This window comes from Hymenobacter citatus (genome assembly GCF_014333615.1).
Lineage (GTDB): Bacteria > Bacteroidota > Bacteroidia > Cytophagales > Hymenobacteraceae > Hymenobacter > Hymenobacter citatus.
Window position 1 is genome coordinate 94,942 of the sequence record NZ_JACSCY010000011.1, and the last position, 24,213, is coordinate 119,154.

At 57.2% G+C, this 24,213-nt stretch carries 20 protein-coding genes, 1 tRNA gene and 1 riboswitch; of the genes, 13 read left to right on the forward strand and 8 right to left on the reverse strand.

Annotated features, from left to right (window positions below):
- Positions 1 to 58 precede the first annotated feature (58 nt).
- Together H8B15_RS14175 and H8B15_RS14180 are read left to right on the forward strand one after the other, a co-directional pair.
- The gene (locus H8B15_RS14175; RefSeq protein WP_187320329.1) at positions 59 to 1,099 is read left to right on the forward strand and encodes an LLM class flavin-dependent oxidoreductase; all 1,041 of its coding nucleotides are present in this window, start codon (positions 59 to 61) and stop codon (positions 1,097 to 1,099) included.
- Positions 1,100 to 1,261: 162 nt separating this feature from the next.
- Positions 1,262 to 1,771, forward strand: a complete 510-nt coding sequence (locus tag H8B15_RS14180; protein ID WP_187320330.1) for a hypothetical protein — start codon at positions 1,262 to 1,264, stop codon at positions 1,769 to 1,771.
- A gap of 62 nt (positions 1,772 to 1,833) precedes the next feature.
- Here H8B15_RS14180 and ahcY read toward each other — a convergent pair whose 3' ends face one another.
- The gene (ahcY, locus tag H8B15_RS14185; RefSeq protein ID WP_187320331.1) at positions 1,834 to 3,162 is read right to left on the reverse strand and encodes an adenosylhomocysteinase; all 1,329 of its coding nucleotides are present in this window, start codon (positions 3,160 to 3,162) and stop codon (positions 1,834 to 1,836) included.
- Positions 3,163 to 3,244: 82 nt separating this feature from the next.
- Positions 3,245 to 3,937 (reverse strand): DUF4397 domain-containing protein, encoded by a 693-nt coding sequence (locus tag H8B15_RS14190; RefSeq protein ID WP_187320332.1) that lies wholly within the window; start codon positions 3,935 to 3,937, stop codon positions 3,245 to 3,247.
- Positions 3,938 to 4,198: 261 nt separating this feature from the next.
- Between H8B15_RS14190 and H8B15_RS14195 the strand changes: the two genes are divergently transcribed.
- Both H8B15_RS14195 and H8B15_RS14200 read left to right on the forward strand, forming a co-directional pair.
- Positions 4,199 to 4,807 (forward strand): hypothetical protein, encoded by a 609-nt coding sequence (locus H8B15_RS14195; protein WP_187320333.1) that lies wholly within the window; start codon positions 4,199 to 4,201, stop codon positions 4,805 to 4,807.
- Positions 4,808 to 4,834: 27 nt separating this feature from the next.
- Complete coding sequence (locus tag H8B15_RS14200; RefSeq protein ID WP_187320334.1) at positions 4,835 to 6,070, forward strand: class I SAM-dependent methyltransferase; 1,236 nt, start codon at positions 4,835 to 4,837, stop codon at positions 6,068 to 6,070.
- A 9-nt stretch (positions 6,071 to 6,079) separates the two neighbouring features.
- Here H8B15_RS14200 and H8B15_RS14205 read toward each other — a convergent pair whose 3' ends face one another.
- Positions 6,080 to 6,688 (reverse strand): DNA-3-methyladenine glycosylase, encoded by a 609-nt coding sequence (locus H8B15_RS14205; protein ID WP_343069163.1) that lies wholly within the window; start codon positions 6,686 to 6,688, stop codon positions 6,080 to 6,082.
- Between the two features lie 230 nt (positions 6,689 to 6,918).
- A riboswitch (cobalamin riboswitch) is annotated at positions 6,919 to 7,150 on the forward strand.
- Between the two features lie 140 nt (positions 7,151 to 7,290).
- Here H8B15_RS14205 and H8B15_RS14210 point away from each other — a divergent pair.
- Both H8B15_RS14210 and H8B15_RS14215 read left to right on the forward strand, forming a co-directional pair.
- A complete protein-coding gene (locus tag H8B15_RS14210; protein ID WP_187320335.1) occupies positions 7,291 to 9,270 on the forward strand; it encodes a TonB-dependent receptor plug domain-containing protein in 1,980 nt (659 codons plus the stop codon).
- Positions 9,271 to 9,298: 28 nt separating this feature from the next.
- Complete coding sequence (locus H8B15_RS14215; protein ID WP_187320336.1) at positions 9,299 to 10,411, forward strand: YncE family protein; 1,113 nt, start codon at positions 9,299 to 9,301, stop codon at positions 10,409 to 10,411.
- A gap of 119 nt (positions 10,412 to 10,530) precedes the next feature.
- Here the strand turns inward: H8B15_RS14215 and H8B15_RS14220 are convergent, their stop codons facing one another.
- A complete protein-coding gene (locus tag H8B15_RS14220) occupies positions 10,531 to 10,812 on the reverse strand; it encodes a hypothetical protein (protein WP_187320337.1) in 282 nt (93 codons plus the stop codon).
- Positions 10,813 to 10,935: 123 nt separating this feature from the next.
- Between H8B15_RS14220 and H8B15_RS14225 the strand changes: the two genes are divergently transcribed.
- The 6 genes from H8B15_RS14225 to H8B15_RS14250 all read left to right on the forward strand — a co-directional run bounded on the left by H8B15_RS14225 (position 10,936) and on the right by H8B15_RS14250 (position 21,600).
- The gene (locus H8B15_RS14225; protein ID WP_187320338.1) at positions 10,936 to 11,295 is read left to right on the forward strand and encodes a hypothetical protein; all 360 of its coding nucleotides are present in this window, start codon (positions 10,936 to 10,938) and stop codon (positions 11,293 to 11,295) included.
- Positions 11,292 to 11,864 carry an AraC family transcriptional regulator gene (locus H8B15_RS21290; protein WP_187320339.1) on the forward strand — a complete coding sequence of 191 codons (573 nt, stop codon included), beginning with the start codon at positions 11,292 to 11,294 and terminating at the stop codon, positions 11,862 to 11,864. The genes H8B15_RS14225 and H8B15_RS21290 overlap by 4 nt, the downstream gene beginning before the upstream one ends.
- Positions 11,865 to 12,082: 218 nt before the next feature.
- Entirely contained in the window at positions 12,083 to 14,395 is a 2,313-nt protein-coding gene (locus H8B15_RS14235; RefSeq protein ID WP_246455491.1) for a B12-binding domain-containing radical SAM protein, read from the forward strand.
- A gap of 351 nt (positions 14,396 to 14,746) precedes the next feature.
- The gene (locus H8B15_RS14240) at positions 14,747 to 17,797 is read left to right on the forward strand and encodes a SusC/RagA family TonB-linked outer membrane protein (protein ID WP_216859154.1); all 3,051 of its coding nucleotides are present in this window, start codon (positions 14,747 to 14,749) and stop codon (positions 17,795 to 17,797) included.
- A gap of 21 nt (positions 17,798 to 17,818) precedes the next feature.
- Complete coding sequence (locus tag H8B15_RS14245; protein WP_187320341.1) at positions 17,819 to 19,384, forward strand: RagB/SusD family nutrient uptake outer membrane protein; 1,566 nt, start codon at positions 17,819 to 17,821, stop codon at positions 19,382 to 19,384.
- Between the two features lie 170 nt (positions 19,385 to 19,554).
- Positions 19,555 to 21,600, forward strand: coding sequence for a kojibiose hydrolase (locus tag H8B15_RS14250; protein ID WP_187320342.1), 2,046 nt, complete (start codon positions 19,555 to 19,557; stop codon positions 21,598 to 21,600).
- Positions 21,601 to 21,614: 14 nt separating this feature from the next.
- On the opposite strand, the gene H8B15_RS14255 is transcribed toward H8B15_RS14250, so the two are convergent.
- Genes H8B15_RS14255 through H8B15_RS14270 form a run of 4 tightly spaced genes read right to left on the reverse strand, consistent with a single transcriptional unit; the run spans position 21,615 to position 23,799 of the window.
- A complete protein-coding gene (locus H8B15_RS14255) occupies positions 21,615 to 22,751 on the reverse strand; it encodes a hypothetical protein (protein ID WP_187320343.1) in 1,137 nt (378 codons plus the stop codon).
- A 46-nt stretch (positions 22,752 to 22,797) separates the two neighbouring features.
- Complete coding sequence (locus H8B15_RS14260) at positions 22,798 to 23,334, reverse strand: GNAT family N-acetyltransferase (RefSeq protein ID WP_187320344.1); 537 nt, start codon at positions 23,332 to 23,334, stop codon at positions 22,798 to 22,800.
- Positions 23,335 to 23,347: 13 nt separating this feature from the next.
- The gene (locus H8B15_RS14265; protein WP_187320345.1) at positions 23,348 to 23,575 is read right to left on the reverse strand and encodes a hypothetical protein; all 228 of its coding nucleotides are present in this window, start codon (positions 23,573 to 23,575) and stop codon (positions 23,348 to 23,350) included.
- Positions 23,572 to 23,799 carry a hypothetical protein gene (locus H8B15_RS14270; protein ID WP_187320346.1) on the reverse strand — a complete coding sequence of 76 codons (228 nt, stop codon included), beginning with the start codon at positions 23,797 to 23,799 and terminating at the stop codon, positions 23,572 to 23,574. Before H8B15_RS14270 ends, H8B15_RS14265 begins: the two co-directional genes overlap by 4 nt.
- 127 nt (positions 23,800 to 23,926) lie before the next feature.
- Here H8B15_RS14270 and H8B15_RS14275 point away from each other — a divergent pair.
- Positions 23,927 to 23,999: transfer RNA gene (locus tag H8B15_RS14275), tRNA-Gly, on the forward strand.
- Positions 24,000 to 24,213 lie beyond the last annotated feature (214 nt).

A 24,213-nucleotide genomic window follows, 5' to 3' on the forward strand; every position in this document is an offset into this window, starting at 1 on the left:
AAACATTTACGGGCCGTAGACGCTTGCTGCTTCTATATTCACTTGCTTACCTGAACTTATGGAACTAGGCATCAGCTCTTTTGGCGAGGTAGCCCCCGCCCACGTAGCCGGCCAGGATTACGCCGCCCAACAACGTATGCAGGAGTTGCTGGCTTTGGGCCGGCGGGCCGATGAGGTAGGGCTGGATGTGCTGGCCGTGGGCGAGCATCACCGCCCCGATTATGTAGTGTCGGCGCCCGAGGTGGTGCTGGCGGCGGTGGCTGCTACCACCCAGCGCATTAGGCTGGCCAGCGCCGTTACGGTGCTCAGCTCGGCCGATCCGGTGCGTACATTTCAGAACTTTGCTACCGTTGACCTTATCTCGAATGGTCGGGCCGAGATTATTGCAGGGCGCGGCTCCTTTATTGAGTCATTTCCGCTTTTTGGGTATGATTTGAAGCACTACGACGCATTGTATGCCGAGAAGCTGGAGCTTCTGCTAAAAATCAACGAGCAGGAAATCGTGAGTTGGCAGGGTAAGCACCGACCCAGCTTCTCACAGAAAGGCGTGTACCCACGCCCGGTGCAACCGCGCCTACCCATCTGGATTGGGGTAGGAGGCACACCGGCATCGGCCCAACGAGCTGGCACATTAGGCCTAGGCCTCACCATTGCCATCTTGGGTGGCGCACCAGCGCAGTACGTGGCCTTCGCCGACCTCTATCGCCAGGCAGCCCAACAAGCCGGCCACGACCCAGCGGCCCTACCCCTCTGCCTCAATTGTCACTTCCACGTGGCCGAAAACTCCAAGCAAGCCGCCGATGAGTTCTTCCCAGCCTATGCCACCGTGATGAACCGCATCGGCCGCGAGCGGGGCTGGCCGCCCATGTCGCGGGCGCAGTTCGACTACCTGCGCGGGCCGCAGGGACCGTTGCTGGTAGGTAGTCCGCAGGAGATTATCGACAAACTGCTCTACATCAGCCAGCTTTTCGGCAATACCCGTTTCCTGGGCCAACTAATGCTTGAGGGCATGCCGCATGAGCAGGTGATGCGCTCTACCGAGCTTTTCGGCAAGGAGGTAGCGCCTGTGGTGCGCGAGCAACTAGGAGTGACGGTGTAGTGTACCCTTTTTCTTTGAAAAGCAGTTCGGCCCTGGCGCAATGCACCAGGGCCGAACTGCTTTTGGTAATAATGTATAAAATATTGATTTTTAGCCAACTATATATTCATTAGCGTGCTTTCTTTTCTATATTTAATATAACCTATTTTTTATTCGACACCTATGGAAACTATAGCTTGGACCGCGCTCAATGTTATTCTGCTTATTCTTATCGTATACGCTTGGATTAAAGTACTTGCAGTACTCCGGCGGCAGATTGGTATTGGGCTAGCAGCGCTTTTTCTATTAAGCTTGTCGGCTTTCAGAAGCAGCTCCAATAGCAGCCCTGACTTATCGGAAAATTTGCTGGCTACCAACAACAGGCCTACTCAGTCTGGCAATTGGAGCAACTATAGGTACACCCAACTCAATCCGGTTAACAAGCTATTCTTTTTGGTTGAGGGCAAAAAAGACCAAGGTACCGTGCAGCCTACCGGCTTCCACGTTACCACCTCTGGCCTACTACTTGGGCACGAATGGCGGCCCATCATGGGCAGTGCTACCTTTTCGTACCCAAATGTTTACTATCATGCAGTAGTCCTGCACGACTGGAAGCTACTAGGAATGAAGCTTTATACTACCACAGAGGAGTATTATGGCTACGTTCCTAGCACTAAAAGCAAAAAAGGGTAAACAATAAACAAAAGGCCGCTCAGCGCAATGCTGAGCGGCCTTTTGTAATAGATCAGGATTTCCTAGTAACGGTACAGGTCCGATTTGAACGGGCCTTCTACCTCTACCCCGATATACTGGGCCTGCTTAGGACGCAGCTCGTCCAACTCTACCCCAATCTTGGCGAGGTGTAGGCGAGCTACTTTCTCATCAAGGTGCTTGGGTAGGGTGTATACCTGGTTTTCGTAGGCGTCGGCGTTGGTCCACAACTCAATCTGGGCCAGCGTTTGGTTGGTGAAGGAGTTCGACATCACGAACGAAGGGTGGCCGGTGGCGCAGCCCAGGTTCACCAAACGACCTTCGGCCAGGATGATTACCTCTTTGCCGTCGATGTTGTAGAGGTCTACTTGCGGCTTCACAGTGTCTTTGGTGCTGCCGTAGGTTTTATTCAGCCACGCCATGTCAATCTCATCGTCGAAGTGACCGATGTTGCAGACAATGGCTTTATCCTTCAGTGAGCGGAAGATTTCCTCTGTGATGATGTCGCAGTTGCCGGTAGCCGTCACGATGATGTCGGCTTGAGGGGCAGCGTCTACCATTTTCTTCACCGCGTAGCCGTCCATAGCGGCTTGCAGGGCGCAAATGGGGTCGATTTCCGTTACGATAACGCGGGCGCCAGCACCACGCAGCGAAGCAGCGGTACCTTTTCCTACGTCGCCGTAGCCGGCTACTACGGCTACTTTGCCGGCCATCATCACGTCGGTAGCGCGGCGGATAGCATCCACAGCCGACTCTTTGCAGCCGTATTTGTTATCGAACTTCGACTTGGTAACCGAGTCGTTGATGTTGAAGGCGGGAATGGGTAGGGTACCGGCTTTCACACGGTCCAGCAGGCGCAGCACGCCCGTGGTGGTTTCTTCCGAAATACCTTTGATGCCGGCGGCCAGCTCGGGGTACTGGTTCAACACCATGTTGGTCAGGTCGCCGCCGTCGTCCAGAATCATGTTCAGGGGCTGACGCTCCTCGCCGAAGTACAGCGTTTGCTCGATGCACCAGTTAAACTCTTCCTCGTTCATGCCCTTCCAGGCATACACCGGAATACCGGCAGCCGCAATGGCAGCGGCAGCGTGGTCTTGGGTAGAGAAGATGTTGCACGACGACCATGTTACATCGGCGCCCAGGGCAATCAGGGTTTCGATGAGCACGGCCGTTTGGATGGTCATGTGCAGGCAGCCGGCAATGCGGGCGCCTTTCAATGGCTGCGAGGGGCCATATTCCTCGCGCAGTGCCATCAGGCCCGGCATTTCAGCCTCAGCCAGACGAATTTCCTTACGGCCCCACTCGGCCAGGGAAATATCTTTTACTTTATAGGGGACGTAGGTCGTCGCCGTGGTTGGGTTCGTATCGAGCATGATGCAGGTAGTTTGGCGTTTCAACCACAAAGGTAGCCAAGTTGTTGGGGAATTTTGGGATGATGCCCTGCTAGTTTAAGGGTTACAGCTCCTCCACACTCAGCGCCAGCGAGCCAGGGGTGGTGGTCGTGGCTGCGGCGCCACGCAACACCACATTATATAGTTTGCCTGCCCGCAAAATGGAAGGCTGGGAGGTAGTAGCCACCACAGTGCCACTAGGTTGCACGGCACGCAGCGTTACGGTATCCGGATCAATCACCAAAAAGCCGGTATTGCTACGGAAAGCTACATCCAGAACGTAGGGGGTAGAGCCTGCCTTGTGATTACGCAGTGTGATGCGCGGCGCCTCGTACCCCAGATTGATGAAACGCAAGTGCGCCTTGCCGGCTGAAGGAATGGTCAGATCATCCATGAGGCTTAGGGCGGCTACCTGGGTAGAGCTGCTGTTATAGATGTATACCGAGTGAAACTTTCGGCTGTTAATCGTGAGGGGCACGCTCAATTGGTTGGATGGGGTAGCAACAGCTTCGACTACCAATGTATGCGCCCCGGCGCTTAGCTCATTGTAGCCAGTGCTCTGGCCGTAATAAAGTGTTTTGGCAGTCTGCTCATCCACCCGCGCATTCACAGAAGTTGGTACCGCAGAGGCCACGTGCACAATGCTCAACTTACCAGCAGCGGGCGTATTCTCAGTGTCGTTACAGCTAGTTAAGGCCAGCAAGGCTGGTACGAATATCGTCCCGATACGTGAGACAGGGAATAGAATACGGGTCATGATTATTTTCTTTAAAGGATATGAATTCCTAAAGAAAACAGATTCTTTGATAACAGTTAAATACCCTGCTGTATTGCCCGTTATTATGCAGCCAGAGAATGCGTTAAGAAAGCATTTGAAAGCCACTTATGATCAATTCAGCTAGCAGCCGCAGCAATCCGCAGAACGAATCCATCCGAAAGGATGTTCGGCAAAAAATAGGACTCTTTTTTGCTATTGGGGCGAATCAGTTCTATTCAGACACTTTTTATTGTCGCGTCTATGCGCCTCTCTGTTACGACGATCTGCCGTCGCACTGCTCTGTTGTTCTTTTTTCTGCTGGGCTTCTCCCAGGCGTATGCACAGCAGCCTACCCCCATGGGGCAATTTATCCGGCTGAGCCCCGAGGATAAGGACCGGGGATTGAACGGGCAGCAAACCAATTTTTACTTTGCCACCGACACCAGCACCGACTACCGCAACGCAGGCTATTTTGGGCAGAAGCTGCGCCCCTACCTAGCCGACAACCCCGAGGCGCTGGAATTTCTCAACGACTACCGGCGGCAGAAAGCACTGCACCTGGCCGAGCGGCTGGTGTTTGTGGGCTCCGTAGCGCTGTACGGTCAGCAGGTGCTGGCCGGTGATGAGCGGCAGTATTTCAACAACACGCAGAAGGTGGCCGCGGGCGTGGCCGTCTTCAGCCTGATAGTCAATGTGCTCATCTCACGCAATACCAACACCCACATGCTGCGGGCGGTAGAAGCGCACAATAGCATGCTGCCTGCGGCGCGACATGGCGCTTTGTGGCAGCGTTACCGCCCTACCACAATAGGCATGAGCGCCACCGCTACCGGCAGGCCTTTGCTGGCATTGAGCTGGCAGTTGCACTAATTTGCCCGTTTTTGCGTAGATAGGGGCATGGAATATCCGTTGCCCGCGGCGGCCCGGCAGTATGTAGCCGACCACCTGCACCACGATCCGGCCCAGCTGGCGTTGCAGGCCCGCCGCTTTCCGGGGCTCCCCGTCCCCGAGCTGGTTCGCCAGATTCAGGCCCGCCAAAAGGCACGCACCAAGCTGCCCGCCTGGGCCGAAAACCCCGAATTGATTTTTCCACCGGCCTTGTCGGTGGAGCAGGCTTCGTCGGACCGCACGGCGGCGTTCAAGGCCGATCTGGTTGGCGGACAGCGCCTGGCTGACCTCACGGGTGGCTTTGGTGTAGACACCTGCTATTTCGCCAGCCGCGTGGCCGAGGTGCACTATGTGGAGCGCAATTCGCAACTGGCCGAGGTGGTGCAGTACAACCTGGGCCTGCTAGGTGTGCGCAATGTGCACTACCATACCACCGATGCGCTGGCATTCCTGAAAAGCACGCCCGAGACATTCGACTGGCTCTACCTCGACCCGGCCCGCCGCGACACGGCCTCGCGCAAAATTTTCCGGTTGCAGGACTGTGAGCCGGATGTGCTGCGCATTCTGCCCCTGCTATTGCACAAGGCCCCTCGCATTTTGCTTAAGACCTCGCCTATGCTCGATATTGAGCTGGCTATTCAGGAGTTGAAACACGTGCGGCGCGTGTGGGTGCTGGCTGTGGATAATGAATGCAAGGAGGTGCTGTATGAGCTGGGCGAGGAACCCGCCGTAGACCCCGAGCGCTACGCCGTGAACCTCACCCGTACCGGTGAGCAGCAGGAGTTCCGCCTGAACCGCGCCCGGGAGGCCCGCGCCATATCGCGCTACGCCGAGCCACAGACTGGGCAGTATCTCTACGAACCCAACGCAGCCATTCTGAAAGCAGGTGCTTTCCGTAGCATCGGCAATGCCTTCGAGCTGTTGAAGCTGCATCAGCATAGCCATTTGTATATGTCTGATGAGTTGCGCGCCGATTTTCCGGGGCGCATTTTCCGCATTCAGGCCGTGGAGCGCTATGATGCTGATGCCCTCTTACCCTACCTCGGTCCTGAGGCGCGTGCCCACGTTACTACCCGCAATTTTCCGGATACGGTAGCCGTATTCCGGCAACGCACCGGCATCCGGGAGGGCGGCCATATTTATTTATTTGCTACTACTGATTTGCGGGGCCGCTTGATGGTGTTGGTGTGCGAGAAAGTGAAGCGCTGGAGTGGGGAGCTAGTGGCGGCAGCCCAATCGGCATAACTTACTCTATTACTTGGCCGGACTGGTCCACGGGCTGTCGTTGATGCGGAAGCGCCAAAGCAGCCCGGCTGCTTCCGCACCGGCGTAGGCCAGCCCTACCCTGGTGCTGGCCCGCACCTCCGCATCAGGCACATCCTCGTCGTGGTCTTCCAACCAAAGCACGTCGCCTTGCAGGTCGGTACCGGTGAGGGCGGGCGTGACGCCTAGCGCTTGCGTGAGCAAGCCAGGACCGGCGGTGAGGTTGCGGGCTATGGCCGTCAGACCGCGCCGACGTAGCATTGTATCAATACCCACAGTGGGCTCAATAGCGCGAATCAGGACGGTGTTGGGCACATCGGCGGCATTAGTGACGATGTTGAAGAGCGTGTGCCGCTGGTACACCGTGTAGAGGTAAGCGCGGCCGCCCGGCTCGTATAGCGCTTGCCCATGCTGGCCGCGTCGCTTCAGGTGCATCGTCAGGGAGTTGTCCCCTTGATGAGAATACGCTTCCGTTTCGACGATGCGGCCGCCAGTCAGCTCCCCATCTATGCGAGAGAAGACGTACTTGCCCAGCAGCTCGCGGGCAATCTGGGTAGGGTCGGGGCGCTGGAAGAAGGCGGCAGGAATTGTCTGAACCACGGATTTGCTCGGATTTTCTGGATTACACGAATTTTGTAGGCGAGGGGTTCAACCTACTTGTCATCCCAAACCTGCGAAGGACTTTCTCACGCATAAACGAGTCGTTGTTCTAATACTCGTTGTGCCGCGAAAAGGTCCTTCGCAGGCTCAGGATGACAGACGCCTCCTTACGCCCCCATCCACAAAATCCGTGTAATCCAGAAAATCCGAGCGAATCCGTGGTTCAGACAGTATCTTTGTGGCGTAGCGGTGGCCGGACCCCAATTGTGGGGCGAGGCTGAAAAGGGAATCTGGTTCAAAGCCGGAGCTGTCCCCGCAACTGTACGCTTCAAGAGTGGGCACATCACGCAGCTGCCACTGTTTCGCAGAACGCCAGGTTTCAATTATGAAACTTAGCTGGAGAAATGGGAAGGCGATGTGCCCGAAGCAAGCCAGGAGACCTGCCACTACGTTTCCCATGTTCAGCGCCTTCGGAGGAAAGGCGGAGAACGAATGCAGCGGGCGGCCCCGGCCACCCGGTTTTTTCTGTTTTCGGCCTCGGCTACGCGGCGGGTTTCGGCTCGCGGCGGAGTTTTGAACTGACTTTTCCTACCCCGGAAATTTTGGTTCGGATACGTTTTTTACGCGCTGCTTCCTCCATCCCTACCCACGCACTACGTGTGCTGGCGGTAGCAATAGGCCTGTTGCCAACCGCAGCAGTGCAGGCCCAGCGCACACCCATCGATACCAGCGCTAGCACGCCCCATTTGCTTCCTACGGCTGTGGTAGAAGCCGCCCGCCTGAGCCGCTACGCCGTGGGCAGCCGCCGTACTACCCTCGATTCGGTGGCCGTGAATCAGTTGCCAGCGGGCACGCTGGCAGAGGCATTGGGCCGGCTTACACCCATCTATTTGAAGAACTACGGGCCGGGGCAGTTGTCGTCTATCACGCTGCGCGGCACCTCAGCCCGCCACACGGCTGTGCTCTGGAACGGCTTCAACATCAACCTCCCTACCCTGGGCGAGGCCGATTTTGCCCTGCTCCCCGTGAATGGGGCCACCCGCATCACGGTGCAGCCCGGCCCGGCCAGCGCGGTTTATGGCAACGGCGCGTTGGGCGGCACGGTGCTGCTGTCGTCGCCGGTGCAGTGGGGGGCAGGGTGGCGCGGACAGGCTCAGGGTGACGTGGGCAATTATGGAATGCGGGCGGGTAGCGTTGAGAACAGCTTCAGCAACGAGAAACTAGCCCTGCGCACAGCTGCATCCTACCGCGAGGGCCAGAACGATTTTCCCTACCAAGAGCGCACGATTGATGGCCTGGTAACACGCCGCCAGACCAACGCCGCCTACCGTCAATGGAGCCTCACCCAGGATGCTACCCTGCGCCTGGGCCAGCATGGCGAGCTAATGGGCGCCGTGTGGCTGACAGATGCTGACCGCCGCATACAGCCCGGCATCGGGGCCGCCAACGACAATGCCCAGGAGCGCGACCAGAGCCGCCGTTTGCTGGCTGGCTACCGCCACGTGGCCGGGCGCCACGAAACGGGCGTGCGCGCAGCTTGGTTTGAGGATATCCTGAACTACCGCAGCAACACCGTGGTACAAAGCAACTCGCGTGTGCGCACCAGCCAAGTGCAGGCCGACCACAGTCTGCAACTGCTTTCTACCCTGAGCGTGCGGGTAGGCGGCGAAGCCCAGCACTTTGCGGCCCGCGTAGATGGCTATGGCCAAGACCTCACGGAAAACCGCTTCTCCGGCTACGCTCTGGTGCGCTACGACCCGCTTCCTACCCTTCGCCTCACGGCCAACTTCCGGCAGGCCTTTATACCGGGCCACCGGCCGCCCCTGGCCCCTACCCTGGGCGGCGAGTGGCAAGTGTGGCAACACGACGCCCACACACTACTGCTGAAAGGCAGCGCCGCCCGCAGCTACCGCGTGCCTACCCTGAACGAGCGGTACTGGCGCCCCGGTGGCAACCCCAACTTACTGCCCGAAACCAGCCTGGGCTACGAGGCCGGCGTGCAGCACACCTTCAAGCCTACCCCTACCCTCTCGCTGGCCACGGAGCTGACGGCCTACCGCCAGCAGGTACGCAACTGGGTGCAGTGGCTGCCCGGCGACACGGTGAGCTACTGGTCGCCGCGCAACTTGCGCCGGGTGCGGGCGCAGGGGGCAGAGCTGAGTTCGGAGCTGAGCTGGCAGCCGGGACGCTACGCCCTCACGGCGCGGGTGGCCTATGCCTATACCCAGTCGCAAAAGGTGAGCGGCTACACATTCGACTCTGATCCTGTAGGCGTGCAATTGCCTTATGTGCCGCTGCATACAGTGGCTTTCACCACGCGCCAGAGTTGGCGCGGCTGGCAGTTGCTCACGCAGAGCACCTTCACCAGCTTCCGCTACACCGATGCCTCGGCTACCACCTTCCTACCCTCCTACTTTCTATTGAGTGGGTCGTTGGGCTACACCTTCACTATTCATAACACCTGGAGCCTAACCGCGCTGGTACAGGGCTTCAACCTTACCAACCTCACCTATAACAGCTACGAAGCCCGCGCTATGCCCCCGCGCAACGGCGTGCTGAGCCTGCGCGTGAGCTGGCGCTGATTCTAACTTTCACACTTTTTTCCTTTATATGACACAACGTTTTCTTTCCTTCAGTGCGCGCACAGCCCTGATCCTAGCCAGTGGCCTATCCCTCTGGAGCTGCGACCCCGACGACAAAAACGACGCCTCGCCGGCCGGCAGCAACGTGTTTATCGTGCAGGAAGGCAACTTTCAGCGGTCTAATTCTGAAGTGGTAGGCTTCAACAGTGAAGTAGGTGCCATTATCAACGCTGCTTTGTTCCGCTCGGTGAATAACCGCATTCTGGGTGATGTGGCACAGTCGATGACTGTGGTGGGTGACCTGGGCTATATCGTGGTGAATAATAGCCGTAAGATTGAAGTGGTGTCGTTGCCAGATTTCAGTGAGAAGGCAACCATTTCGACTTTCACCAATGCCGCTGGGCAAGCAGACACCCTACGCTTACCCCGCTATTTTGCTACCAGCAACAACAAGGGCTACGTATCGCAAACGGTAAATTATTCTGTTCCGAACGGCCTCATAGGTGTCATTAATCTGACAACCAATCAAGTAACCAAAACTATTCCGGTAGGAAAGCAGCCCGAACAAATGGCTGTAGTTGGGAACAAGCTGTTTGTGTCGAACAACGGCGGTAATACCGTCAGCGTCATCAATACTCTGACCGACGTGGTAGAAGCCACTATCACCGTAGCCGACAGCCCCGCCAGCATGGTAGTGGATAAGAACAATGCCGTATGGGTGATGTGCTCCGGCCAAAGCACCTATAGCTCCACCCCTCCCTACGCACCCATCGTGACAGTACCAGGCAGCCTCGTGCGCATCGACCCAGCTACCAACGCCGTGACGACTACCCTACGCTTTGCGGCGGGCCAGCAGGCTGGTGGCCTGCGCACCAACGGCGCAAAAGACCAGCTGTTTTTCCGCCGCCAAGCGGGTGTATACCGGATGGCTATTACGGATGCGGCCCTACCTACCGCGCCGTTATTTCAGCGCCGGGGCGGCTTCTATAGCCTTGATGTAGACCCGCGCACGGGTGTTATCTACGGCTCGCCCGAGAACTTCAGTGGCACGGCTCGTTTCTTCCGCTACCAGACCACCGGCCAAGTTATCGACTCCTTCACGATTGGGACCAGCGCCAATAGCTTTGTGTTCTATAAATAGACGCGTTGCCCTACTTATCCTAGGGTACCGTGCCGCTGCTCTAGCGGCCTATTGCCACAACGGCCCCGTACAGATCTGTACGGGGCCGTTGTAGTATATAAACTGGTCATAAGGCTTGCCTAATCAGCCTTGCCGTCGTGGTTGTGGTCGGTGGCTTTTAGGGTTTGATCGTACTGCTGCTCGATAGTCTTGCGGCCGGCTGTATCTGGAATAGCGCGGGTGGAGGCCATCGTGTCCAGGTCGCGGCCGGGGGTAGCGTCTGACATGCCAAAGTCTTTGTTAGCGCCAACTTCTACGTTGGTATCAGCATCGTTGGTACCGGTGCTACATGCACTTAACAAGGACGCAGAAGAGACAAATAACGTGGCGGCTAGCAGGCGCAGGGTCGAAAGAGTTTTCATGGGGTAGGGAAAGCAAAAAATCAACGAGGAGAAAGTAATGGTACGGCGGAAGGGCGTCGCGGTTTTCGTTGTCTTTCTGAACTGTCAGGTAATGATATATTTGTAGTCCATTGCTTTGCACTTATGGCCCGTACGTTCACTTCTACCATTAACTATCCGCGGTTGCGGCGGCAGGTTGGCATCTTGGCTGGCGTGAGCTTATTATTGGCTTTGCTGCTGATTGGCTACACTTTTGGCGTAGGAAATCATTTTTTTGGTCGACTTTTCTCTGCCTTTTTTATATTTTTCTGGCTGTTGGCAGTCACTTTTCTGGGCATCGTACCGTTTGTGAACTGGGCTGCCCGTAGCTGGTTTGGTAAAGAGTGGGCCGCCGACTCTTTACCAAAAACTGCTATCCGTCGTTCATCTGCCTCAACCTCACCTTCGTCTGCGCGTACACCTACCCGAACTGCCTCTCGATCCAGCCAAAAACGACACCCGTGAAAACCACACTCCTACACATCAAGAACATGGTGTGCCCCCGGTGCATCGACGCCGTACGCACCGTGTTGGAACAAGCCGGATACCGGCCTACTGAAGTAACGCTGGGCCAAGCTCAGCTAGACCGCACCACCCCCGCCGACCCAACAGCCGTAGCGCCCATCCTGCAAGAGGCAGGATTTGACGTGCTAACCGGCCGGGCCGAACAGCTCACCGAGCAAATCAAAACCTCCCTCACCGAGTACCTGGAGCACCTGCGCACGGCTAGGATGCCCCTCACCACTTCGGCCTTTCTGACGGAACGCTTTGCCGCTACCTACTCGCACCTGAGCAAGGTATTTTCGCGCACGGCCAACCTCACCATCGAGAAATACCTGATTCGCCTCAAGATTGAGCGCGTGAAGGAAATGCTGAGCTACGGCGAGCTGACCCTAAGCGAAATTGCCGACCAGATGCGTTACAGCTCGGGGCAGCACCTGAGCAATCAGTTTCGCCAGGTGACGGGTCGCTCCGTAAGCGAATTCCGCCGCGACCTGATGCCCAAGCGCTTATCACTGGATAAGCTGGGGTAGCGTAGCAACTAATTGCCAACATGAAGCCGTGGTTTCAGAAGCTATTCTTCTGGAACCACGGCTTTTTTATGCTTTCTCGCAGATTTTCGCGGAACGCCAACGCCAGAACATTGCAAACCGCTACGAGAAATTGGTTTGGCTTCCAACAGCTACGCGCCGTGCTGTACCTTTGCGGGCACCTTTGCCGCGCCGTTGCGGTTGTTGCTCCCGTGCCCACGTTGCCTACTCCTCGCATCCTGCTCATCACGCCGCCGCTCACGCAGCTGAACACGCCCTATCCGGCCACGGCCTATATTAAAGGCTTTCTGACGGGGCGCGGCTACCAGGTCACGCAGGCCGACCTGGGGCTGGAGCTGGTATTGAAGCTGTTCTCGCAGGAAGGATTGAAGCGCGTGTTTGCCGCTATCGAACAAGGCAGCTTCGAACTGAGCGACAACGCGCGTCGCATGGTGCGCCTGCAACGCAGCTACCTCACTACCATCGGGCCGGTGATTCGCTTCCTGCAAAACAAGGATACCACCCTGGCGCCGCGCATCTGCCACGCTCGCTACCTGCCCGAAGCCAGCCGTTTCGACAACGTGGCCGATCTAGAAAGCGCTTTCGGTACGATGGGCCTCACCGACCAGGCCCGCCACCTGGCTACGCTCTACCTCGAAGACCTGGGCGACTTGATTAAGGAAACGGTAGGGCCGCAGTTTGGCTTTTCGCGCTACGCCGAAAAGCTGGGCATGTCGGCTACGTCGTTCGATCCGCTGCACGAGGCGCTGCAAGCTACGCCCAACCTGCTGGACCAGATGCTGGAGGAATTGCTGGACGCGCTAGTGGCCCGCGTGGAGCCGGATGTAGTAGGCTTCTCAGTGCCGTTTCCGGGTAACCTGTACGGGGCATTGCGGCTGGCGGGCCGGGCTAAGCAGCTGCGCCCCCACATTAAAACCCTGATGGGTGGCGGCTACCCCAACACCGAGCTGCGCCAACTGAAAGAGCCGCGGTTTTTTGATTACGTCGACTACCTCACGCTGGACGACGGCGAGGGGCCGTGGCTGCGGTTGCTGGAGTATTTGGGTGAAGAATTGGCGCGAAAAGAGCGTCATTCCGAGCTTGTCGAGGAATCTCGCGTGCTGATGGCAGATAGTAATTTTTTGCAGGAGTCAGCACACGAGATTTCTCCCGCTGGTCGAAATGACGGATTAGCCTCTGCCCTACCCTTTCAGCGCACCTTCCTGCGCAATGCGGCCGGCGAGGTGGAATACGTGAACCAGCCTTTCCCCGACATTCCACACCCTGAGGTAGGCACGCCCGACTACTCCGATTTGCCGCTCGCCGACTACCTCTCGGTGATTGAGGTACTGAACCCCATGCACCGCCTCTGGAGCGACGGCCGCTGGAACAAGCTCACCATTGCCCACGGCTGCTACTGGAAGCGCTGCTCTTTCTGCGATGTAACGCTGGACTATATCAGCCGCTACGAAACCGCGCCCGCTACCCTGCTGGTCGACCGCATCGAGCAGATTATTGCCCAGACGGGTCAAACGGGTTTTCACTTTGTGGATGAGGCTGCCCCGCCCCTGGCCCTGCGCGACTTGGCCGTGGAGCTATTACGCCGGCGCGTGAGCATTACGTGGTGGGGCAATATTCGCTTCGAGAAAACCTTCTCGCCCGATTTGTGCCGGCTGCTGGCCGCTTCGGGCTGCATTGCTGTGAGTGGGGGTCTGGAAGTGGCCTCCGACCGCCTGCTGGCCCTCATGGAGAAGGGCGTCACCATTGCCCAGGTAGCCCGCGTGACAGATGGCTTCACGCAGGCTGGCATCATGGTACATGCCTATCTGATGTATGGTTTCCCTACCCAGTCGGCGCAGGAGACGGTAGACTCGCTGGAAGTGGTGCGGCAGTTGTTTGGGGCGGGCATTGTGCAAAGCGGCTATTGGCACCGCTTCTCGATGACGGCGCACTCGCCTGTGGGCAAGAATCCGGCAAAGTACCAGGTAGAGGCCATTGGTCCCAAGCCCGGCACCTTCGCTTGGAACGACCTGTGGCACGACGACCCTACCGGCACCGACCACGAGCGGTTTGGTCCCGGCCTAGCCAAGGCGCTTTACAACTACATGCACGGCGTGGCTTTACAAGAGCCACTTTCCTTCTGGTTCGATTTCAAAACGCCCCGTTCTACCGTGCCACGCCATCTTATTCAGCAGGCGCTGCAAGAGCCCGGCAAACCCGACTTTGCTCGGCAGAATAACCGACTGTTCTGGCTGGGCAACGCGCCCGAACTGCGTCAGGAAGCCGGCAAAAAAGGCGCCCGCGCCGTGCTTACGTTTTACGAACAGGCCGAGGATTTCGAACTGAAGACCAGCCCTACCCTCGGTACCTGGCTGCACGCGCTGCTTACCCGCCTCACTACTGACTACAATACCAAACAGTTGCTCAAGGAAGCGGCGGCTACTTTCCCAACAGAAGCTGGTCAGTCGTTTGAGGCGTTTTTACAATCCCCTACCTGGCAACTGCTGCGAGAAAAGGGGCTACTGCTGATTTAAGCACTTGCATTCGTACGACGTTGCGTGGCTAGGTCCGGAGTACACTCCGGGCCTAGCCTGGTCGTAACATTCGACACTTCGCTGTTATTCAAGTAGCCCAAAGCTGTTCTGTAAACCGGTTACACAAGCTCAACAGGGCTATTTCCTTGCCTGTGGGCAATATGTTTCGAAGCAAGACGCACCTAAACTAGCTGGTTAGTGCTCCTACTCACATAGTTATGGTATAAGTATCATTCCTCGCTATTCGAGGATAGCAAAAAAATATACGCGCTCGAAAAGGATTTCTGCAAACGATTTCGATATATTTCAAACGTTTTCGGTACAAATTCCCACACTTCATTCTTTCAGCGTATGAACAACAATTACATGTGGTATCACTCGTCTGTGCCAGCTACGGCCCGGCAAACGAGTAGCCGCCAAACCTGGCATGTGACTTTGCTGATGGTTCTGGCGGCTTTGTTTGTTTTTCTCCCTTTTTCCGGTCTGGCGCAAGCTACCCGGTCTATTTCGGGTAGAGTAACAGACGCTAATTCTAACGCTTTGCCAGGCGTTACGATTATCATTCCCGGCACCACCGTCGGCACTAGCTCCGGCTCCGATGGTTCGTTTGAGCTGCAAGTGCCCGCAGCTACCACTACCCTGGCGATTTCGTCGGTAGGCTACACCTCGCAGCGCGTCGACATCACGGGTAAGTCTACCGTGCAAATCAGCTTGCAGGAAGACTCCAAGGCTTTGGGCGATGTGGTGGTGGTAGGCTACGGTACGGCCCGCAAGGAGGACGTGACCGGCTCCGTGACGACTCTGACGGAAAAGGAGTTTAACCGGGGCACTTTCACCTCGCCCGACCAGCTGATTCAGGGCCGGGTATCGGGTGTGCAGGTGAGCAACAACAGCGGCCAGCCCGGCGGACCGGCCACTGTTCGCATCCGCGGCAACTCGGCTGTAACGGGCACCGGTCAGCCGCTGTATGTAGTAGATGGCGTGCCGCTTGATGGCCGTACGGCCCGGCCGGGCCTGGTGGCTTCTACCGATGTAGGCGCGGGCGCAGATAGCAACCCGCTCAACTTCCTCAACCCCGACGATGTGGAGGCAGTAACCGTGTTGAAAGACGCTTCGGCTACGGCTATCTACGGTTCACGGGCGGCCTATGGCGTAGTGCTGATTACCACGAAAAAAGGCAAAAGCGGCGCTCCGATCCTGAACGTGGGCATCTCCAATGGTTTCTCTACCCTGCTGCGGCGGCCCGAGTTCCTGAATGCCAGCCAGTATCGTGAGGCTATCACCTATTATGGTGCTCCGGCTGCCAACGACAAAGGTGGCGATGTGGATGCGCTCAAAGAGATTCTGCGCACCGGCTACCTCCAGAACTACAACGTAGCCATGAGCGGGGGCGGCGAAACCGGCCGTTACCGCCTCTCTATTGGCTACCTCGACCAAAATGGTATTGTAAAGAAGACAGGGTTTAAAAAGTACAGCGCCAACCTGTCTACCAACTTTCAGTTTCTAGAAAGCAAAAAGCTTGGGCTGGATGTGAACATTGCCACCAGCCAGTTCCGCGAGCAATTGGCCAACATCACGACAGATGCCGGCTTCCGGGGCAGTCTCATTGGCCAGGCGTTGCAGTGGAACCCTACCCAACCCTTGCGCAACCCCGATGGCACGCTGTTCGTGCAGCCCGGCGACGTGGTAAACCCCGTAGCCAGCCAGGAGTACTACAACGACAACTCCCGGGTGACAACCATTTTGGCCAGTGCCGCTCCCTACTACAAGTTCACGGACTGGCTTCAGTATCGGATGCTGGTGAGCGTCAACTACAACACCGGCGAGCGGCGTACCTCCATTGATCAGCGCCTTATCAACTACCCTGGTATTCAAAATCAAGGTTTCGCCAGCATTGGCCAAAATGAACTGACGACCCAGCAAATTGCGCATACCCTCACCTTCAACAAGCAGGTGACTGATGGCTTGAACATCAACGCGCTCCTGGGCTACGAATACACGAAGTTTGCGAACCAGGGCTCCAACGTGAATGCGTACGGCAACCCCGAGCAAGGTGGCTTCGGTAACTATGGCCTCGATTACACGAACTACATTCAGAGCGCTTCCTCGGGGTCTCGTTTGCTGTCCTCTTTCGTTGATCCTTCCTCGGAGCTACAGTCTGTATTTGGCCGGGCCATTCTGAACTACAAAGACCGGTACGTGCTAACCGGCACGCTGCGCCGGGACGAGAGCAGCAAGTTTGGTCCGAACAACCGGGTAGGCTACTTCCCTTCTTTCGCTATTGCCTGGGATCTGAGCCAGGAGTCTTTCTTCCCAACGGAGCGTCTTACCCAGTTGAAGCTGCGGGCTGGCTACGGCCGCACCGGCAACCAGGAATTCCCGGCTGGCTCGGCTCAGGGGCGCTACTCCTTCAACAACCTGGGTGCCCAGGCGCCCCTCAACGATGCCAACCCAAACCTGAAATGGCAGTCGGATGCGCAGTACAACGCTGGTATTGATGTAGGGGTGTTCAACAACCGCTTAACCCTTACGGCCGACTACTTCTACAAAACCACCACCGACTTGCTGTTTCCGCAGCTGCCAGGCCAGCCTGCGCCGCCAGTGCAGGCCATTCGCTGGACTAACCTCGATGGTGAGATTGTGAACCGCGGGGTAGAGCTGGCGCTGGGTACTACCATCGTAACCAATGAGAAGGTAGAGGTAGGCTTTAATGCCAACGCTACCTTCATCCACAACGAAGTGAAAAACCTGCGGACGGCCGATATCACCACTGGGGCCATCAACGGCCAAGGGTTGTCGGGCGTGTTGGCGCAGCTCATCACGAGCGGCTACCCCATCAACGCCTTCTTCCTACCCCAATATACCGGCCTCAATGAGCAGGGCTTAGCCAATACGCCTGGCGCCATTGCTTACTCTGGTAGCCCCAACCCGAAGACACTGCTAGGCCTGAGCACCAACATCCGCTACGGCAAACTTTCGCTGGTTGCGAACATGACCGGTGCCTTTGGGCAGTACATCTACAATAACACGCTCAACGCGGTAGGGAACGTAGGTCAGATTGGAGCAGGCAAAAACATTGCGCTTTCCACCTTCGAAAATCCAGTAAAAGAATCTATTGGCAACCCCTCGGCGGCTACTACCCGCTACCTCGAAAAGGGCAACTACCTGAAGATGTCGAACCTAACGCTGGCGTACTCCTTCGGCAACATTGGTTCGGTGTTTAAAGGCGCCCGCGTGTATGCTACGGGCCAAAACCTGTTCGTCATCACCAAATACGACGGTTTCGACCCTGAGATTAATACCATTAAGCGAGGAGCCAACCAGGTGCCTTCTGTGGGCATTGACTACCTGGCTTACCCAAGCGCCCGCACCTTCACGTTCGGCGTCAACTTCTCCCTGTAACCTCTCAGTTCTTTACACATCATGACGTACCATAAGTTTACGCGTGCGGCTGCCTTGCTGGCCGTGCTTCAGCTGGCTAATAGCTGCGACGTTAGTGAAAGGCTAGCGGGCCAACTAAGTGATTCCCAAATTCCGGCGGGCGACCCTGCTGCCCTGCTCACCGGCGTATACAACGCCCAACGCGACCCAATCCAAGGCTGCGTGAGCGTATTTGCGCTAGAGGAAGTATCAACCGATGCCCGGATTATGCCTACCCGTGGGCCAGACTGGGACGACAACGGCAAATGGAGGGAGCTGTTCAACCATACCTGGACTCCCAACAACGAGCGGGTACGCGACACGTTTACGCAGCTCGAGGGCATCATTTATTCCTCTACCGACCTGTTGCGCTTTGAGCCCAGCACGCAGCAGCAGGCCGAGGCCCGCTTCATTCGGGCGTGGGCTACCTATCTGCTGCTCGACCTCTACGACCAGGTGTTGTACCGTGACCCCGGCGAAAACCTGGGTACGCAGGCACGGGTACGCAAAGGCACCGAAGCGCTTGATTTTGTTCTGAGCGAAATCAATGCCGTGCAGAAAGACCTGCCTGATGGACCAGCCGGCCGCGCTAATAAAGATGCTGCCCGGGCCCTGCTGATGAAGTGCTACCTCAACAAAGGGGTGTACGCCAACCGCCAAGCGCCTACCTTCAGTGCGGCCGATATGAACCAGGTGATTAAACTGGCCGATGAGATTATCAACAGCGGCAAGTACTCATTCGCCCCCAGCGTTTTCGACAATTTTGCGCCCAACAACACCGTCATCGGCCGCGAAAACATCTTCACGCAGGAAAACACCTTCGGCAACGCCGGGCCCACGCGCGACTTCTGGAAGTTTGTGTCGCACTACAACATGGCGCCCGTCAACGGCTATAACGGGCCGGCTACTACTTCTGAATTTTACAGCCTGTTTGAGGCCAACGACAAACGGCGGGGCGTGGCTTACAAAACGGATGGTGGGCCACCCAACCCCGGCAACCGCATCAATGTGGGCTTTCTGGTTGGTCAGCAATACGACCTCACTACCGGGGCTATCGTTAGAACCCGCAGCGGAGCTCCTTTGATGTTCACCCAGGATATCAACCTCTTTGAAACGGGTGCTGATCTGGAGTCGAAAGGTATACGTCCCATCAAATACCCCGTCGACTACGTGAGCGAGGCCAAGGGCGGCAACGGATGCGAGAATGACCACGTGACCTTCCGCCTGGCCGATGTGCTCTTGATGAAGGCCGAAGCCATTTTGCGGGGAGGCACGCCTACCTCTGCCGGGCCGTATGGTGGCACGGCCCTGGCCATCGTCAACTCCATTCGCACTGACCCAGGCCGTGGAGCCAGCGCCTTCACCACACTCACGCTCGATATGCTCCTCGCAGAACGCGGCCGGGAGTTATACGGCGAGTCGTGGCGCCGGCAGGATATGATTCGCTTCGGCAAGTTTCTGCTACCCCGCAAAGACAAGCCCCAAAGCGACCCAAAGTACCTGATCTATCCTATTCCCAAGTCTCAGGTCGACATCAACTCCAACATCACGCAGAACCCAGGGTACTAATCCTTGGGTAGGTAGTGCATGATAGAACGTCATGCTGAACGGAATGAAGTTTCCTATGTGCTGTGGTACCCTTGCCGGACTGTACCCGCACTTCAGGCTTCAGGCCGTTTAGCATGACGTTTTATTGTGTCTTCTCTATTCGCTGCTACACCTTTTCTTTTGCTTACACGATGCGTCTTTCCCTACCCTCCTCCCTTGCGGCCCTGCTCCTGTTGCTTTGCTTGCCATCAGTCGCACAATCGCCCGACCCGTGGGTGCTATCGGCCGACAAAGTGGATCCGGCGGCTTATTACGGCGTGACGGTGGCCAACGGTATGCTGGGCGTGGTGTCGTCGCCCGAGCCGTTTAAGGTGAAAAGCGTGGTGCTGGCTGGCGCCTACGACCAGTATGGCCGGGGTAGGGTCAGCAATTTCCTCAACGGCTTCAACCTGCTGAACATGTACTTGGAAATTGACGGTCGGCGGCTGGGCCCGGCCGACGCCCGCAACTTCCGGCAGCAGCTCGATATGCGGGGCGCCTCGCTTACCACCACCTTCGACTATGGCGACAAGGCAACCATCAGCTACACCTACCGCGCCTTGCGACACCTCCCCTACTGCGTGCTGATGGACGTAACCATCACCGCCAAAAAAGACCTCACCCTAACGGCCGCCAGCGTAATGGAAGCTCCTGATGCGCTACGCGACGTGCAGAACTACTACAACGAAATCGACCGCCCGCACGTCACCATCAGCCTGCTTACCTCCACAGCCCGCAGCCCTACCGGTAAGCTGCAACTGTGCGCCAGCACTAGCTTCTTATTCTCGGAACCGCACGGGCAGGAGCCGCGTGTCATTCATGAGATGTGGGACAGCAACATGCACCTGATGAAGTTCGGCAAAACGCTGAAGGCGGGGCAGGCTTATACCTACGGTGTGACGGGCGCTACCCTCACCTCCGCCCACGACGCCGACCCCTTGAATCAGGTAGAGCGCCTCACGGTGTTTGCCCGGCTGGAAGGCAAGGAGCGTCTACTGGCTTTCCACCAGAAAGCCTGGCAAGACCTGTGGCAAAGCGACATTCAGATTACCGGCGACGCGCAGGCCCAGCAGGACGTGCACAGCATGCTCTACCACCTCTACAGCTTCTCGCGGGCCGGCACCGATTTTTCGCCTTCGCCCATGGGCCTCTCGGGCTTGGGCTACAACGGCCACGTGTTCTGGGATACGGATCTGTGGATGTTTCCGGCCCTACTGGTGCTGCACCCCGAAATTGCGAAGTCGCTGGTGGAATACCGGTTCAACCGGCTGGAAGCAGCCCGGCGCAACGCGTTTGCGCACGGCTACCAGGGCGCCATGTTTCCGTGGGAAAGTGCCGACTCGGGCGTGGAGGAAACGCCGGTGTGGGCGCTGAGCGGGCCGTTTGAGCACCATATCTCGGCCGATGTGGCGCTGGCCGCCTGGCAATATTACTGCGTGACGCAGGACAGAGCCTGGCTCCGCGAGAAAGGCTGGCCCATCTTGCAAGCCACCGCCGACTTTTGGGCCAGCAGGGTAGAGCGCAACGGCCCCGGCCACTACGACATCAAGAACGTGGTAGCCGCCGATGAGTGGGCTGAAAACGTGGACAACAACGCCTTCACCAATGCCGCCGCCAAAGTAAATCTGCAAAATGCCACTGCCGCGGCCAAGCTGCTAGGCCTACCCGCCAACCCCGACTGGGCGCTGGTGGCCCAAAACATTCCTATCCTGCGCCTACCCAATGGCGTGACACAGGAACACGCCACCTACCAAGGCGAGGGCATCAAGCAGGGCGACGTCAATTTACTGGCCTACCCGCTGAAGGTGATTACCGATCCAGCACAAATCAGAAAAGACCTGGAGTACTACGAAACCCGCGTGCCCAACGAAGGCACTCCGGCCATGACCCAGGCCATTTTTGCCTTGCTCTATGCCCGCCTGGGCGATGGTGCAAAGGCGCGGCAGTTTTTTCGGGATGCATACGAGCCTAATCTGCTGCCGCCATTCCGGGTTATTGCCGAAACCAAGGGCGGCACAAACCCCTACTTTGCTACGGGCGCGGGCGGGGTACTGCAAGCCGTGCTAATGGGCTTTGGCGGGCTTGACATTACACCCGCTGGCATTGTGCAACGCAAAACCACGTTGCCTACCGGCTGGCAATCGGTGAAGATAACGGGGATAGGTCCGCAGCACAAAACGTATTCTGTTGCCCGCTGATGTTGCTAGCTAGTCTACCGTATGGTTTGCTGCCGCAGCCAGGTCAGCAAGTCGCTTACGTAGCCGGGAGCCGGCTGGGGCCACTGCCACTGGCCTTGGGCATTGGTGTAGCCTACCACCGTCAGGTTGCGGTTGGCATTAGGGTAGAGGCGCACGGTGCTGGCCCTACCCTTCAGCGCCGGGCGCAGGTATCGGACACTCTCCCGCACATTCAGGGTAGTATCGGCCGCGCCGTAGAGGCCCAACACGGGCAGCTGCCGAGCCAGTAGCTGGAATGGCTGCGCCTGAGCCCGCGACACGACGGGCACGCCTTCCAGCACCGCAAACCGGCATTTGGATTGGGCTTGCAACGCCGCTTGCGTAGCCAGCGCCGCATTGGCACCGCGCACCCACAAGCCCACATGGGCCGTATCGATGCTGCTCTCGGTGCGGCAGGCGGCTAGCCCGGCACTGGTGGTATGGTAGGCCACCGAATCGGCCGCATTGGCTGAATCGGCGGCTACGGCTGGCAGGAGTAGCACCACGAAGCCGTGGCGGGCCAGCAAGTCGGCGCGGGTAGCGGCGGCGCCTGCCGTAGCCTGGTCGGGTAGTATCACCACTGCCGGGTAGCGCAGCGCCGTATCCTGCGGAATCAGCAGCGAGGCCATAGACTTGACCGCCAGCCCTGGAAGCCGTACCGACTGCTCGCGATAGGGCCGCGGGGCCGCTTGCCCGCGCCGTACCCACACAAACTGTGTCTGAATGGTGTCCCAGGTGAAAATGCCGCGCAGGAAGTCGCCCTCGCGCACAGCATTCACCGTGATGCTACCCGGCTGCCCTGGCTGCTGCTCGAAGTGCAGCTGCGGCTCCCGGTAGCGCAGGTTGGCCACGGGAAAACTGATACCAGGAATTTCGGGGAAGTGCATGTCGGCCTGAATCTGGCCCGGCGTTGTTTCGCGCACATCCAGTACCACCCGCAAATCGGTGCCTTGATACGTAACGGGTCCCTCAAAGTGACCCGTCAGAACCGGCAAATCCGCTTTCTCGGGCTGACTTGAACAGGCACTCAACAGCAGTATTATGCTCAGCCATCCTACCCGGCATAGCACCTCTACCCCCACCGCCGACATGGTTATTCTTAGTACCGATATACTTTTGGTAAGATTATTCACACCACAAAGGTAACGCTGCCACCGAATGCATCGTATCCGGCCGCCCTCATAGCCCTTTGCGCAGAATTAAATCTGTCTGCACATCAGAGCCCAGCGTGAAGTCGTGCTGGCCAATTTCTTTGAAGCCGAACCGTTTGTAAAAGCCAATAGCGCGCGTATTTCGCTCCCACACGCCCAGCACCACCGTGCGGCATCCGTGCGCCCGAGCTTCTTCTAGGGTCCGGCGCATCAGGGCAGCACCTAAGCCAGTGCCTACCCAATCTTCGCGCACGTAGAGGCGCGCTATTTCCAGGCGGTTATCCACCGCTTTGCCCGGTTCCAAGCCCAGGTCCGATTTCAAACGGAGCATAGCATAGCCCACTAGCTCCTGCTGCATTTGAGCTAACAGGAAAATGACACTGGGATCTTGCAGCTCCTGTAGCTGTTGCTCTGCCCCGAAGGTAGTCGCCAAGTAGGCGTCCATGTCAGCAGGTGTATTATCGGCAGCAAACGTCTCATAAAACGTCTGGCGACCCAAGGCAGCGAGCTTCTCGGCCGTTTCGGGGGTGCGCTTTGCTACCAGTATGCGAAGGGGTAGGGACATAACTCTAGTGAAATCAACGACGCAGGCGACGAATGCCCCATCTTCCAAGCCACAAAGATACCAGTATGGCCAGTGCCAGCGTCAGCAGGTAGCCAATGGTATTGCCGGTAGCTAAACTGGTAGTAGGCGCTGCCGGGGGAGCCATTAGATACGTGATGGTGCTTACTAACACGCGCACCAGTAGAGCAGCGCTCAGTAGCAGCGCCACAACGCCCAGCAGTTTCGGCACAACAGGACTCAATCCAGCAGATTATTTTTGCCGCGACGCATTTCCCAACCGGCCCGCAAAAAGTAGCCCGCCAGAATTAGCAAGGCAATATTGATGACAAAGCCGAAGGTATTGAAATTGCCTGCCTGCCACTCGGTGTAGCGGCCAAACAACAAGTACAGTTCCACCAGTAGCAGTACGCCACCAACCAGCAAATGAATAGTACCGCCGGAGCGAGAATTGGGCGTTGCAGCCATAATTGAAAGAAAGAAGCGGTTGGGAACCAGAGAGGCGCTTGCCAGCGCAAGCAACCTATAGAAACCCATACGCACAAGTATTGGAAATTGGTTTCTGCGGTGTATTTTTGCCTTACCAAGTATTTCAGCGAGAGTAGCTCAGTTGGTAGAGCATCAGCTTCCCAAGCTGAGGGTCGCGAGTTCGAGCCTCGTTTCTCGCTCATTTGTATAAAAGCCACTTATCCCAACGCAGGTAAGTGGCTTTTTTTATGCGGTACAATGGGTGGAAATAGAAAATCAGCTTATTGTTTGTTTGACTCTGCTTTTCTAAGCAGCAGTATTTATATAACTATTCACAGTCAAATAGTCATCTACATTTCATTGAGTTCTGAGCACTTTCGCACATAACCTATTGCCTGATATAATTTTATTGAA